Raw genomic sequence first — 14902 nt, 5'->3', positions numbered from 1 at the left:
AGTGATATTTTGGTGATTGATTACTCGTTTTAATAATGAATAAGTGATTTTTTAATGATTAATTATTAAAACCAGATTTTAATCTTTAGCTAATATTGTATTAGCTAAAAACATCAAAAAAATATAATAGACTTTACTTTCTTTTGCTCGGTTTTTTATTGCAAGTATACTTTTTAAAGAATCTAAGTGTTTGTAGCGCCAATGCGAAATAAACACAATAATACTTTTAGTGTTTTAAGCGTGTAACGTGTGGAGTTAATATAATAAATACATGTAAGTAAAATATTAAAAAACGAAATATGTTTAAGACATAATTATATGTCATTAAACCATTAATCTACCTTATTTAATATAAACACAAAACAAAAAATATGAAAACAATTATAAATTTAAGAGCGAGTGTTGCATTACTCTTATTAGCACTATTTGCTGGAATTGAAATTAGCTCTGCTCAAGTAGAAGAATCTGATTGGTCTTTTTCTAAAACTCAAAAAATTAATGACAAGGCAGAAAATTTAATTAATGCCGCATTACCTACGGATTATTCTGTTTGGCAAATTTCTATAGCAAATTTTAAAAGTAAATTGCAAGAGACTAATGAGCCACAAGAAATAAAAATTCCTTCACCAGAAGGTAAATTTGAAACCTATATTATAATACCATCTAAAGTTGTAGCAAATGAAGTTGCACATTTATACACCATAAAAACATTTAGAGGGTATAAAAAAGGAGAGCCAAGTACTTTAATAGCTTGCGATGTTAGTGATGCTGGTTTTCGAGCCTCTATCTTTACAGCCAATAATTCTTATTTTATAGAGCCACTTTATAAACATTCATCAGAAACAGTAATAGCTTTTTATAAAAAAAATGCAGCTACAAGTGTGTTTAATTGTATGACCACTAGTATTGCTTCAAAACTGAATAAACAAATTAAAAATATAGATACTGCTAAATCACCATCCACTAAAAGAACATATCGTTTAGCAATACTTGCAGCAAATAGCTATAGGTTGCAATTTGGAGGTAATCCATATAATCCTGTAAATGTATTAAATGCTTTAGCAGCAGGAACTAATATGATTAATGTAATTTATTTAAGAGATTTTGGAGTAGAATTTTCTCTTGTTAGTGATAATGCATTAATACAACAGGATAACGACTCAGACAACTTAACAAATAAACTTAACGACGCTATTGGTGTTAATGCTTACGATGTTGGACACATGGTTTTATGGGGAGCTGAAAATGGTTTAGCGGGCCTTCAAGTAGTTTGCGGAAACGACAAAGGGAATGGGTTTTCATCATCTAGTATGGGGGTTGCGACATTATGGGTCGATTATGTAGCGCATGAAGTTGGTCATCAATTTGGATCAGAACATAACCAGTCTGGCTGCAACAGTGTGCAGAATTATAGATACGAACCAGGAGAAGGATCATCAATAATGGCTTATGCAAATGTTTGTCAAGGTAATGAACAATATGCACAAAACTCAGATCCCTTTTTTCATTATGCTTCAATAGCACAAATAATAGCAGAATTGCCAAATTTTAATTGTTCAGTTAATGATGCTGGAGGCAATGCTAATAATCCTGTTGCAAATGCTCAAGCAGATTTTACAATTCCAATGCAAACACCTTTTATTGTTGTTGGAAGCGGTAATGATAATAACGACCCAGCTAACAATTTAACTTACCATTGGGTACAATACGATGGTAGCGGACTATTAGTTAATAATTCTCCTTCTTGTAATGTTAACAATAATGCATTATTTCGTTTTCGTTCTGCGACAACAGATAATTACCGTAGCTTGCCTCAATATAGTGATGTTTTAGCTGGAAATAATAATCAACAATGGGAACTGCTACCATGTACCACGAGAGACATAAATTTTTCACTTACAGTTAGAGATAATAATTCTACATTTGGAAGATTGGCAGAAGATAGAACAGTTGTTACGGTTGCAAACACAGGCCCTTTTGAGGTTACTAGCCCCAATGGAGGAGAAATATTTTCAGGAAACGATACGCATACAGTAACATGGACGGTTAACCAAACCAATACACATTGTGCTAATGTAGATATTTTAATTTCAACAGATGGTGGTAATACTTATTCTGTTGTTTCAAACGCTACCGCTAATGATGGTGCAGAAAGTATTACTATTCCAAATACTATAACAACTAATGCACGAGTTTTGGTTCGTTGCGATGTTAATGGTGGGTTTAGAGCAGCTTCTACTTTTTACGATGTATCTAACTTTAATTTTGAAATTCAAGAAACTTTAAGTGTTGGTGAATTTTCTTTATTTAATATTAACGTTTTTCCAAATCCTGCATCAAACGCTTTATATATTAATTTAAGTGATAATAAATCTTTCGATTATAAGTTATACAGTGTTAATGGCAGATTAATATATAATGACGAGATTAACAAATCTACAGTTTTAAATACCTCTAGTTTAGCTAATGGGTTATATTTTCTTCAAATCAGAGATGTAATAACAAATAGACAAGCAGTTAAAAAAATTATTATAAGTCATTGATAAGTAATAAAAAATAACTTTAATATTAGCGTGTTTTATCTACAGTTGAACTACTATAATAACTAAAGAAACAATATTTTAATATTAAAGTATATAAACAAAAAAGCATCCTACTGTGCGATGGATGCTTTTTAATATGCTTTGAATAAACTCCCTACAATTTATTCAGTTACAAAGTAATAACTTAATAATGAAAAAGTAGTAAGGATTTTCATTAGTATTAGTAAGGGAATACATTAAAATAATCTAAATCCTGTTTTCCGAATAGTCTATTTATAAAGCAGCATGTATGTCATTCCTGTTAAAGAAAAAGCACCGTACTATTATTCAGGTGCTTTTTAGTACTATTGCTTCTTACGTTGAAGAAACTTACAATATTGTATAATTATAACACAACTGAGGGTTAAAATTCTCTATGAGATACCTACTTATTTTAGATTATGTGATAATGCTTTTTAATTTTCTTTATTATTATATGAAGTGAAATAATTAGGTATAGGAGATTATAGTATGTCGTTCTAAGTATTTTTTATCAAGTATTTATCTTAGATGACACTAAAGCTATAGAAGGTTTTGAATGTTTTAAAGTAATTGTTGCAGTTAAAGAACAATCTGATACTAATGATGAAGTAAGCCAAGATATACCTGCTGTTTTAAAAGAAGCGATACTTAATACTGAGACAGAATATATAATGTATGTTACAGATAAAATTAAAAATAGTTATCATCCTGTAATAAAGTATAAATCTGTTTTGGGTAGATATTATCCTATTATAAATCATCGAAACAGAGAATAATATTAGAGGTGCTCAGATAAACTACAATTTAACAAGATTAGAGTTAAAATAAGTTTAACCTTTAAAGTTATATTTTTTTAATTTTTAGTAGTATGAATATGTAGTTAAATAATATACTTCTGACATCTACATTGGTACTTAAAAAACAAAGCCTTGTAAATCAAAAGATTACAAGGCTTTTCGCGGAGAAAGAGGGATTCGAACCCCCGGAGGTGTGACCCTCAACAGTTTTCAAGACTGCCGCATTCGACCACTCTGCCATTTCTCCTTGAGCGTCTCATCAGGTATTCCCTGATTGCGGGTGCAAATATAAGACCCTTTTTAGATTAAAAAAAATAAAAAAAGTATTTTTTTTAAAATTTTTAATCCAGTATTGCTATTGGTTTCATGTCTTCATTAACAGCAACAAATGTAAAGAACCCAGTAACAGATAGTTCACGAGATTTATCGTACATTTTCTCCATAAAAATATCCACTTTAACCACACAACTTGTACGGCCCACTTTATTTATTGTAGCCACTAGTTCTACAATAGTGCCTTCAGGAATGGGTTTTGTAAAGTCAATTTTATCGGTAGAGATGGTAACCACTTTCTTTCGGCTAAAACGTGTAGCACAAATAAATGAGGCTTCATCCATCATATGTAATGCGGTACCACCAAAAAGGGTGTTGTAGTGGTTTGTAGTGTTGGGGAAAATAGCTTTAAAAATTCTGGTTTCCGAAGCTTTAATTAATTCATCAGTTAGTTTCATAATAGTAGTATTACTTTTTATTATAACAGCAAGGTCTGTTATGTAAATGTCAAATAGTATTTTTGTGTAAAGATAAACCGTATTTAATGAATATTATAGATAAATTACAGTGGCGTTACGCAACAAAAAGTTTTGATGCTACAAAACTAATTTCAGGCGCTAAGTTAAACACTATATATGAGGCCTTTAACCTTACAGCAACCTCTTATGGACTACAACCCTTAAAATTAGTTGTAGTTAGCAATAAACCATTACAAGATAAATTAGTACGTGTTTCTATGAACCAACAACAAGTGGCACAAGCCTCTCATGTATTAGTGTTTTGTATAGAAACCACAGTAGATAAAGCCTATATAGAAAACTATTTTAATCGTGTAAAAAGCATACGCCACACACCAGACGAAATTTTAGCGGGGTTTAAAGATTTTTTAATTCATGATTTTGAAACTAAGCCAAAAGAAGCCATAGCACTTTGGGCTACAAAACAAGCCTATTTAGCAATGGGAAACCTATTAACGGTTTGTGCGATAGAAGGGATCGATGCTTGCCCAATGGAAGGATTTGAGCCTTCTAAATATGATGATATGCTAGCCTTAAAAGCTAAAGGCTTACAATCTGTATTAGTAATGCCAATAGGTTACCGTGCTGATAATGATATGTTTGCAGGATTTAAAAAGGTGAGAAAACCATTACAAGACTCTATTATTGTAATGTAACACAATATAATGGCAAGATTTTTGTTATTTAGATAAAAGTTTTATTATTGTAGTATTAATCTGAAGGAGTTTATGAAAAAATTAATTGTAATATTAACATTATGTTTCGCAGTACAAGGCTTTGCACAGTATGATGAAGAGGAAGTATCTAACCTAAATTGGTTAACAGATATAGAAGAAGCAAAACAAGAAGCAAAGGCATCTAAAAAGCCAATATTACTATTTTTTACAGGAAGCGATTGGTGTCCACCATGTAAATCTTTAAAAAAGGATTTCTTTAACTCTGAAGCCTTTGAAAAAAAATCGAAAGACTTTGTGTTGGTAATGGTAGATATACCAAGACGAACAGATATTATTACACCAGAACAGCGTAAAAAAAATAACATATTAGTTAGCAAATACAATAAAAAAGGAAGCTACCCCAATTTAGTAGCCTTAAACGGAAGCTTAAACGTCATTGGAGAACTCTCTGGCTATACTTTTTTACGAGAGACCGATACGCACTTTAATTTTATAGATTCAGTTTTAGAGAATTATTAAAGTTGTTTTAAATAGAAACTGAAGTCGAAATTGAAAAAATAAATCGAAATGTCAGTTCGAGTGATTCCGAAGTATGAGGAATCGTATCGAGAACTATTTTGTTCTAAAGTGTATGTTCTCGATACAAATTTTACTCTTTTTCAATCGTAAAATCCACTCGAATTGACGAATTTCATTAAAAAACATAACACTCAAGCCTTAATAAAAACATTAAAAAGCCTGTAAAACTTAGTGTCTACAGGCTTTTTTAATTGACTAATTTCTGTTAGTTTTGACGTTGAAACTATAAAAGATATACAATGCCTGGATTTGAACGCTTTGGAGACCAAGAACGAAAAGAAGTACAAGATGTATTAGATAACGGCGTATTGATGCGCTATGGGTTTGATGGTATGCGAAATGGCCATTGGAAAGCAAAATCTTTAGAGCAAGAGTTACAACGTACCTTTAATACAAAACACGCGCAATTAGTATCTAGTGGAACAGCAGCCGTATCTGTAGCCTTAGCAGCAGCAGGAGTAGGAGCAGGAGATGAAGTTATTATGCCAACCTTTACATTTGTAGCTAGTTTTGAAGCCATAACCATGCTTGGTGCTATACCTGTTTTAGTAGATATAGACGCTACATTAACATTAGACCCGAAAGCAGTAGAAGCCGCTATTACCCCAAAAACAAAAGCAGTAATGGTAGTACATATGTGTGGAAGTATGGGTAATATGGATGCATTGCAAACAATTTGTAATGCACATAACTTGTTATTGTTAGAAGATGCTTGCCAAGCTATAGGCGGAACCTATAACAATAAAGCTTTAGGAAGTATAGGCGATTTAGGATGTTTCTCTTTCGATTTTGTTAAAACAGTAACCTGTGGAGAAGGAGGAGTCGTTATTACAAACAATGCAGAATATTATACAAACTCTGACCATTATAGCGATCATGGACATGACCATGAGGGGAACGATAGAGGAGCAGAAACACACCCGTTTTTAGGTTATAATTTTAGAATATCGGAATTACATGCCGCAGTAGGTTTAGCACAAATAAAACGTTTACCAGAGTTTTTAGCTGTACAAAAACAAAACTATACCATTTTACGAGACGCGTTATCGCAAATACCAGAAGTGACGTTTAGAACTGTACCAGAAGGAGGAGAGGAGAGCTATGCGTTTTTAAATTTCTTTTTACCAGATTTAGAATCGGCAAGAAAAGCATCAAAAGGCTTTAAAGAGCAAGGCGTAGATGTTTGTTTTCATTATTACGATAATAATTGGCATTATGTGCGTAGATGGGAGCATTTAAAAAATGCAAAATCGCTATATCCAATGAGTGCAGATATTAAAAAAGGATTAGAAGAACTTTCTAATAAAACCTTTACACAATCCGATCATTACATTGGGCGCAACATTTCGGCATTAATAAAACTATCTTGGACCGAAGAGGAAGTTAATGCAAGAGCTGCTAAAATGGTAGAGGTTATAAAAGCGTCTATTTAAAAAAGTTAATATTTATTACATAAAAAAGCCTTTACAATTAATGTAAAGGCTTTCTTTTTATTTTAAAACTAAAATGTTTTAATAGGTTACATATTCTACAATTTCTAAACCATAACCAATCATTCCCACACGCTTACTCTGTTGCGAGTTCGACACTAATTTTAGTTTATGAATATTTAAATCGTGTAATATTTGTGCTCCAATACCAAAATCTCTTTCATCCATATTAATCGCAGGCGCCTTAACCACTTTATTCTCTTCTTGAGAAGCTTTTAAAAGGCTTAAACGGTTTAATAGGTTTAAGGATTGTGCTTGCTGATTAATAAATAGTATAGCACCTTTTCCTGCCTTGTTTACAGCCTTAAACATGTCGTCTAGCTTTTTATCGGCATTATTAGTTAAGGTTCCTAAAATATCATTATTAACTAAAGTAGAATTAACACGAGTTAAAACGGGCTCGTTAGTTGCCCAATCTCCTTTTGTAAGTGCTATATGTACTTGGTTATTGGTTGTTTGTTGGTAGGCTCTTAATCTAAAACTACCAAAACGCGTTTCTATATTAAAATCTTCTTTTTTATCTATTAAAGAGTCGTGATCCATTCTGTAAGCCACTAAATCTTCAATAGACACGATTTTTAAATCGAATTTTTTAGCAACCTCTATTAATTGAGGTAAACGCGCCATAGTACCATCTTCATTCATAATCTCAACGATTACACCAGCTGGGTTTAAACCAGCTAAACGTGCAAAATCTATTGCTGCTTCTGTATGGCCAGTACGTCTTAATACACCGCCTTCTTTAGCTACAAGAGGGAAAATATGTCCAGGGCGTGCCAAATCGAATGGTTTAGTAGTAGTATTAACTAAAGCTTGTATTGTTTTTGCTCTATCACTTGCAGAAATACCAGTAGTAACCCCATGTCCTTTTAAATCTACAGAAACCGTAAATGCAGTTTCCATAGGATCGGTATTATTGGTTACCATCATGTGTAAACCTAAATCTTTACAACGGTTTTCGGTAAGTGGTGCGCAAATTAACCCACGTCCATGCGTTGCCATAAAATTTATCATTTCTGGAGTTACAAGTTCTGCTGCAGCTAAGAAATCACCTTCATTTTCTCTATCTTCATCATCTACAACAATAATAACTTTACCAGCTTTAATATCGTTTATAGCGTCTTGTATGGTATTAAGTTTAAACTCTACTTTACTTTCAGTATTGGTAATCATTATAAAGACTTTTTAGTTTCGCAAAGATATCGCTTATTTGTGATTAATGCTTAAAATCGGATTCTATTTTTCGATTTCGGAATAGATGAATTATTGGGTAAATTATAAAACCAACTATTAATAATAATGGTTTTTTAGGAGCCGTAAGGTCCTCTATGTTATAATAGAGTTTACTAAAACTAAAATAACTCTTTAGGTAATGTACTATATATATTATAAACGAAATAAGACATAACTGTAGTGTAGCTGGAGCTAATAATGGTTTGTTATTATTTAAAACAAAGTATAAAATAAAAAGTATAACAGCAAAACCATAGAATATATAAGAGAATGTTGCGACAGTTTTATAATCTTTTAACTTAGTTTTTGAGACTAAAACATTTGATGTCGTTATTTTTTCTGCGTTTTCTATAACTGGTTTATTATGAGTACTTTCTTTTAAAGACACAGGTTTCATTTTAAGTTCTTTTGCAATCTGCTTGCTCTGAATAAAATAATTAACCATGTATAGTGGAATACCAAATAGTAAAAAGACTAAAGCCCCACCAATAGCACTTTTGTCTAATTGTTTTGTTAAGTTAGAAAAGCTGTTAAATGATTTCATAAATGAAAATAGAAACAGAACTTCTATAACAATACCTGTAACAAATAAAATGTTTCCTATAAGCGGGAATGTATTGTTTTTTAATATACTCCCTAATAGTATTAAAGGAACTGCTATAGCATATAAGATAAGAGACAATTTTGAATCTTCATCGTACATGTGTTTTAAACGTACAGCTTCTTCATATTTTTGATTGGTAAAGTGTCCTCCAATTTTTAATTCTTGTGCAGTAATGCCTCTTGTTTCTAAAATAGCTACCGAAGAGTTTTTGTAAGCAATACTATAGTCGTATTCTCTATAATTTTTAATAACATCTATAAGCTTATTATTATCATAACCTTCTAGAGTAGTATATGCATTAGAGTTAGTTGCTAAAAGTGTTTCGCTTTCTGAAACTGTTTTCTGTTTTACACCAAACAGTTTTTTAAGTGGCTCTAAAATACTATCGGTTTCAAAAGCACCTTTATCTTTCGTTGCTCTTGTAGTTAAGTAAATACTTAATGGTAACATAATAAGAGTAGAAAACCAAGTCGCCATTGCGGGGTTAAACGAACCATCTTTAGCACTGTTTTTTGCGAAAATTCCTATAAAGTGATAGGATAAAAATAGTACAATTGCAATTACCATTGGTAAACCTAGTCCACCTTTTTTAATTAGTGCTCCTAATGGCGCACCAACAAAAAAGAGAATAATACAAGCTATAGCTAATGCAAATTTTTCATGAAAAGCTATAATATGCTTATTAAACCAGATAGTTCTAGCTTTTATAGTGTTTTGTTTAGATGTAATAATTTGTATGGTACTAGAAGATGCATTTACAGCATAATCTAATAGTTGTACTTGTCGTTTAGTTTTAAATAAGCTTAAAATATCATGACCAGAATAAATTGTATCTTTTCTTGGTTCTACCGTAAGATTTAAGGTTCCTATATTTGTTCTATCGTATAACGATTTGGCGTTTGTAGCATATAAATTTTGGCGTTGTGTATTTAAAGAATCTATTGCATAGTTTAACTCGTTAATACTAAGCATTGTATATTTATCGTCAATGTTTTTCTGGCTTAAATCTACAGTGTTTAATTGCGATAAATCAATATTCATAATATACTTATCAAAAGAACTCTTTGTAAATGGACGCCTTAGCCTTTTTTTATAATCTTTTGGTGGCGTATCATCGTAATGATAGCCATCAAAAAGCACTAATTGTAATACATCCGATTTTTTGCTACTTATTAGCTCTCCCGTTTTTGCTATGGTTGTTTTATGGTTACCAGGTTTCCCTTTTTGACTTTGGTGTATAACAACATCTTCTAAAAACTGTCCGCGCTCTCCTGTTTTTTTAGCAACTTTAATATTAAAGTTTTCGCCTATTTGATTAAACTGCCCTTCGGCAATAGCCATGGCTGGCTTTACTTTTGCAATGTTTTTTCTTAAATTATAACTATTATACTCCGCCCAAGGAATAACATTATTACTAAAAAAGAAAGTGGTAATAGCTAACAGTACAATAAAAACACTTAAGCTAGACATAGCACGTTGTAATGAAATCCCTGTAGATTTCATTGCAGCAAACTCATAGTTTTCAGCAAAATTTCCAAAAACCATAATAGAAGATAGTAGTATGGTAAGTGGTAATATTAATGGAATTAGAGTGGGGGTTATATAGAATAAAAACTTTAGTACGGTTAATATATCTAAATCTTTTCCTGCTAATTCTTTAATATATAACCAAATAGCCTGTAATACAAAAATCAGCATGAGAATAACAAACACGCTGATAAAAGTTTTAAGATAAGAGGTTAATATATATCTATCTAATATTTTCAAAGGGTAACTAATCTAATGTATTGATGTAGTAATCGCTATATTTACTTTCGTCAAAGGTAAACAAGCTTTTTGAAATAGGTTCATTTGTTTTAAAAGAATTAACAGTCAAAGTTGTTTTTGTGTTATTCTTACCTATTTCAATTAAGTTATAAATGTGCTTTGTTTGCGAATCTATACCTAGTAAAATATATTTTATTTCAGATTTAGAATCTATAGGCGTTAACTTTACATATTGTATTTTTCTTCCTTTTACATTTTGAACAATATCCATTTTGTAAGTAAATCCCTCTTCGTAAAATGAAAGCATTTTACTTGGCGTAATACTATTTTCGTCGTCTTCATTTTCATTAGAAATTGTTACTTCTTCGTCTGCAGGGCTAATGGAATACAATTTAGAACCGTCAAAAATTCTGGTAATTCCTAATATATTAAGTTTATACTTGTCTTTTTGCAATGTAACATCTCCACGTGTTTCTTGCTTGATATTTTCTTTTTTCTTTTCTAATACATATTTAAAATCTATAGCAATATTATCATAGCTTTTTACTTTCTCTGATACTTCAGTTAATAATGCCTTTGCATCACCTTTACTTTGTGCAAATGTTACTGAACTTACTAATAATAGGAGTAATACTATTTTTTTCATTTTAAAATTTTAATTTTAATAACTTCCACGAAAGTGAAAATCTTATTATTCTTTTTATTGACCTTCGTTTGCTAAATGTTCATCGAGTGCAACTAAATCTGTTATTAACACTTGTCTTGCTTTACTACCTTCAAAACCACCTACAATACCCGCAGCCTCTAATTGGTCGATTAAACGACCTGCTCTGTTGTAGCCTAGTTTTAATTTTCGTTGTAATAAAGAGGCTGACCCTTGTTGTGCTGTAACTATAATTTCTGCAGCTTCTCTAAACAATTTATCTCTGTCTGAAATATCTATATCAAGAGTTGTGCCACCTTCTTCACCAACATATTCTGGAAGTAAATATGCATCTGGATAAGCTTTCTGAGCACCTATAAAATCTGTAATTTTTTCTACTTCCGGCGTATCTACAAAAGCACACTGTATTCTAATTAAATCATTACCTTGTGTATAAAGCATGTCTCCACGACCAATTAATTGATCTGCTCCTGGGCCATCTAAAATGGTGCGAGAATCTATTTTAGATGTTACCCTAAAGGCTATTCTGGCTGGGAAATTTGCTTTTATAATACCTGTAATAACATTAACCGAAGGTCTTTGTGTAGCTACAATTAAATGTATTCCAATGGCACGTGCTAATTGTGCTAAACGTGCAATAGGCGTTTCTACTTCTTTTCCAGCTGTCATAATTAAATCGGCAAACTCATCGACAACTAATACTATGTATGGTAAAAACTGATGCCCATCGTTGGGGTTTAATTTACGAGCCTTAAATTTAGTATTATACTCTACAATATTTCTACAAAATGCATTTTTAAGCATTTCGTAACGGTTATCCATTTCAATACATAAAGAATTTAAGGTATTTATAACCTTAGTATTATCTGTAATAATAGCCTCTGCACTGTCTGGCAGTTTTGCAAGATAATGGCGCTCTATTTTATTAAATAGTGTTAATTCTACTTTTTTAGGGTCTACTAAAACAAATTTAACTTCTGCAGGATGCTTTTTATATAAAAGTGACGTTAATACAGCATTTAACCCTACAGATTTTCCTTGCCCAGTAGCACCAGCCATTAATAGGTGAGGCATTTTTGCTAAATCTACAACAAGAGTTTCGTTACTAATTGTTTTCCCTAATGCAACAGGTAAATGCATTTCAGATTTTTGAAACTTCTGTGAAGCAATTACAGAACGCATAGAAACTATAGTTGCATTTTTATTTGGCACTTCTATACCAATGGTTCCTTTACCTGGAATAGGCGCAATAATACGAATTCCTAATGCAGAAAGTGATAGAGCTATATCGTCCTCTAAATTTTTAATTTTAGAAATACGTACACCTGCTTCTGGAACAATCTCATATAAGGTTACAGTTGGCCCAATAGTAGCTTTAATAGACGAGATGCCTATTTTATAATTATTTAAAGTTTCAACTATTCGGTTTTTATTTTCTTCAAGTTCTTCTTGATTTATTGTAATTCCTTCAGTATTATATTTTTTTAATAAATCTAAAGGAGGAAATTGATAATTACCTAATTCTAAAGTAGGATCGAATAACCCGAAGTCTTCAACTAACTTATCAGATAGGTTGTCGGTTTCCGATTTTTCTTCAACTACCGATTCTACCTTAATTTCTAAAGATGCTTCTTCCTCTTCGTCTTTAGGTATTTCCACTTCTAAAGTTGTAGATGGTGTTTTATCTACCATAGGTTTTGTAGAGGTAATATCTAGCTTAGAATGGTTTTCTATAGTTGGCTCAATGGTTTCTGGAGTAGTATCGAAAGCAGCTTTTATAGCTTCTGCTTCTTCTGTTAAATTATTATCAACTGGTGTAACTGTTTCCGTTTCGTTTGAAGCGTTTTCAAATTCAGATTTTATATCTTTTTTTGCATTACTAAAAAACGAACCAATACGTTGTGGTGTCACTTTAAAACGTATTGCCAAATAAGTAATTAAAACAAAAAGAAGTAAAAGTATAGTACCAATTTTACCTAAGTAATCTTGTAAATACATGTTAATTTCGTAACCTACAGTACCACTTAATAAACCATCTTTAATTGCTACAAAACCTAATAATACAGATAACCAAATGACCGTTAAAACACCCCAAAACCAATGTTGACGTAGTTTTTCTTTTTTTAAGTCTAAAACAATATATACACCAGATAAAAAAACTAAACCCGCAAATATAAATGATGAAATACCAAAACCACTTTGAATAAATAAATCGCTTACCCAAGCGCCAAATTTACTTAACCAATTTTCAGACTTTACTTGTCTCGATGAGAATTCAGATAAAGTACTTTGGTCTGCTTCTCCTGTAAAAAAGAAAGATAAAAACGCTATAAATAATATTATTCCTAGAATAATTAAAAAACTACCAACAATTAATCTTTGTTGACTGTTTAAAACCATATTAGGACGCTTTAACCTAAATCTTTTCTTTTTTGTGGTTTTTTTTGTTGATTTTGCTTTCGGTTTTGCTTTAGCCATTATCTGTTTTTAGGTGAAACAAAAATACAAATACTTAACGTTTATCCTAATTGATAATTGTATTTTAAAGTAAAAGGTTATGGTTTAACTTATACGTATTACTCTTTACTTATAGATTTTGTATGTGCTAGAAAATCTTTGGTATATAAATAATTGCGCCTACAACAACAGCTGCTATTGCAAAAATAAAAACGGCACCAGCAGCTAAATCTTTTATTAAGCCAATTTTTGGGTGACGCTCTGGGTGTATAAAATCTGCAATCTCTTCTATAGCCGTATTAACACCTTCTAAAGCCATAATTAAAGCAATTATAAGTATTTGAATCATCCATTCTGTTGCAGATAGCTCATAATAAACACCTGCAATAGTCATAATAATACCTATAAAAAACTGGACTTTTAAACTTGCCTCTGTAGTAATTAGAAGATAGGCTCCTTTAAAAGCATAGCCTACACTTTTTATTCTATTTACAATAAAAGAGTCTTTTTTGCTCATATATATGTAGTAAATATGCTTTACTATAATTTATATAGTAAAGCATATTATTTAAAATCTTTAAAAATTATTCGTCTAATAAAGCATATAAAGACGCTTTATAGTTTGGTTCTTCTCCAATTTCTGGTACTTGTTCTGTGTATTTTACAATTCCGTTTTCATCTAAAACGATAACGCACCTAGAATGTAGCCCTTCAAAAGCACCATTAATAATGTCTAATCCATAAGCTTTACCAAAACTTCCATCTTTAAAGTCAGACAACATCATAACATTATCTATACCTTCAGCACCACAAAAACGTGCTTGAGCAAAAGGCAAATCTCTAGAAATACATAAAACCTTTGTGTTTTCCATTTCTGCGGCTTCTTTATTAAATGTTCTAATTGAAGTTGCACACACACCAGTATCTACACTTGGAAATATGTTTAAAACAACTTTATGTCCTTCAAAATCTGATAGAACTTGAGTAGATAAGTCGCTTACTGTTAATTTAAAGTCTGGAGCTTTTGTTCCTATTTGGGGAAGGCTACCTGATGTTTCTGCAGGATTTCCGCCTAATGTAATTGATGCCATTTCTATTGTTTTTTAATTAGAAGACTAAAAATAAACATTAATTATATGTTACCCTATATTATTTCTGTTGATTTTATTTTAAATAAATTATAGTTATTGATTTTTGTTTAAGGTATAATTAAAAACTATTATTAAATAAAAACTATCAATTTTTTGAATGTTGACCGAGCGCTTTAATTAACTAATTT

The 14902-nt window shown here is 31.2% G+C and carries 11 protein-coding genes and 1 tRNA gene; 4 read left to right on the top strand and 8 right to left on the bottom strand.

Annotation, left to right across the window (positions count from 1 at the left end):
* Positions 1 to 371 precede the first annotated feature (371 nt).
* Entirely contained in the window at positions 372 to 2543 is a 2172-nt protein-coding gene (locus ACVC08_RS18290; protein ID WP_452603140.1) for a zinc-dependent metalloprotease, read from the top strand.
* Positions 2544 to 3523: 980 nt separating this feature from the next.
* Here ACVC08_RS18290 and ACVC08_RS18285 read toward each other — a convergent pair.
* Both ACVC08_RS18285 and ACVC08_RS18280 read right to left on the bottom strand, forming a co-directional pair.
* Positions 3524 to 3608 (bottom strand) — tRNA-Ser (locus ACVC08_RS18285).
* A gap of 94 nt (positions 3609 to 3702) precedes the next feature.
* Positions 3703 to 4092, bottom strand: a complete 390-nt coding sequence (locus ACVC08_RS18280) for an acyl-CoA thioesterase (RefSeq protein WP_452599481.1) — start codon at positions 4090 to 4092, stop codon at positions 3703 to 3705.
* Between the two features lie 86 nt (positions 4093 to 4178).
* Between ACVC08_RS18280 and ACVC08_RS18275 the strand changes: the two genes are divergently transcribed.
* The 3 genes from ACVC08_RS18275 (at position 4179) to ACVC08_RS18265 (ending at position 6841) form a co-directional block, all read left to right on the top strand.
* The gene (locus ACVC08_RS18275; RefSeq protein WP_452603139.1) at positions 4179 to 4808 is read left to right on the top strand and encodes an NAD(P)H-dependent oxidoreductase; all 630 of its coding nucleotides are present in this window, start codon (positions 4179 to 4181) and stop codon (positions 4806 to 4808) included.
* A gap of 72 nt (positions 4809 to 4880) precedes the next feature.
* On the top strand, positions 4881 to 5348 hold the full coding sequence (locus ACVC08_RS18270; protein ID WP_452599483.1) for a thioredoxin family protein: 468 nt from the start codon (positions 4881 to 4883) through the stop codon (positions 5346 to 5348).
* A gap of 299 nt (positions 5349 to 5647) precedes the next feature.
* Positions 5648 to 6841, top strand: a complete 1194-nt coding sequence (locus ACVC08_RS18265; RefSeq protein ID WP_452603138.1) for a DegT/DnrJ/EryC1/StrS family aminotransferase — start codon at positions 5648 to 5650, stop codon at positions 6839 to 6841.
* 78 nt (positions 6842 to 6919) lie between these two features.
* On the opposite strand, the gene ribB is transcribed toward ACVC08_RS18265, so the two are convergent.
* The 6 genes from ribB to tpx all read right to left on the bottom strand — a co-directional run bounded on the left by ribB (position 6920) and on the right by tpx (position 14714).
* Positions 6920 to 8071 carry a 3,4-dihydroxy-2-butanone-4-phosphate synthase gene (gene ribB / locus ACVC08_RS18260; protein ID WP_452603137.1) on the bottom strand — a complete coding sequence of 384 codons (1152 nt, stop codon included), beginning with the start codon at positions 8069 to 8071 and terminating at the stop codon, positions 6920 to 6922.
* Positions 8072 to 8114: 43 nt separating this feature from the next.
* Complete coding sequence (locus ACVC08_RS18255; RefSeq protein WP_452603136.1) at positions 8115 to 10502, bottom strand: LptF/LptG family permease; 2388 nt, start codon at positions 10500 to 10502, stop codon at positions 8115 to 8117.
* 7 nt (positions 10503 to 10509) lie between these two features.
* Positions 10510 to 11148 carry a LolA family protein gene (locus tag ACVC08_RS18250; protein ID WP_452603135.1) on the bottom strand — a complete coding sequence of 213 codons (639 nt, stop codon included), beginning with the start codon at positions 11146 to 11148 and terminating at the stop codon, positions 10510 to 10512.
* A gap of 54 nt (positions 11149 to 11202) precedes the next feature.
* Positions 11203 to 13644, bottom strand: a complete 2442-nt coding sequence (locus ACVC08_RS18245) for a DNA translocase FtsK 4TM domain-containing protein (RefSeq protein ID WP_452603134.1) — start codon at positions 13642 to 13644, stop codon at positions 11203 to 11205.
* Positions 13645 to 13771: 127 nt separating this feature from the next.
* Positions 13772 to 14140 (bottom strand): diacylglycerol kinase, encoded by a 369-nt coding sequence (locus ACVC08_RS18240; protein ID WP_452598782.1) that lies wholly within the window; start codon positions 14138 to 14140, stop codon positions 13772 to 13774.
* A 67-nt stretch (positions 14141 to 14207) separates the two neighbouring features.
* Positions 14208 to 14714: a thiol peroxidase gene (tpx, locus tag ACVC08_RS18235; RefSeq protein ID WP_452603133.1), complete on the bottom strand. Its 507-nt coding sequence runs from the start codon at positions 14712 to 14714 to the stop codon at positions 14208 to 14210.
* Between the last annotated feature and the right edge of the window lie 188 nt (positions 14715 to 14902).

This window comes from Pontimicrobium sp. MEBiC06410 (genome assembly GCF_053601615.1).
Note: the sequence above shows the minus strand (reverse complement) of the source record. Positions and strands in the feature narration are given on the sequence as shown.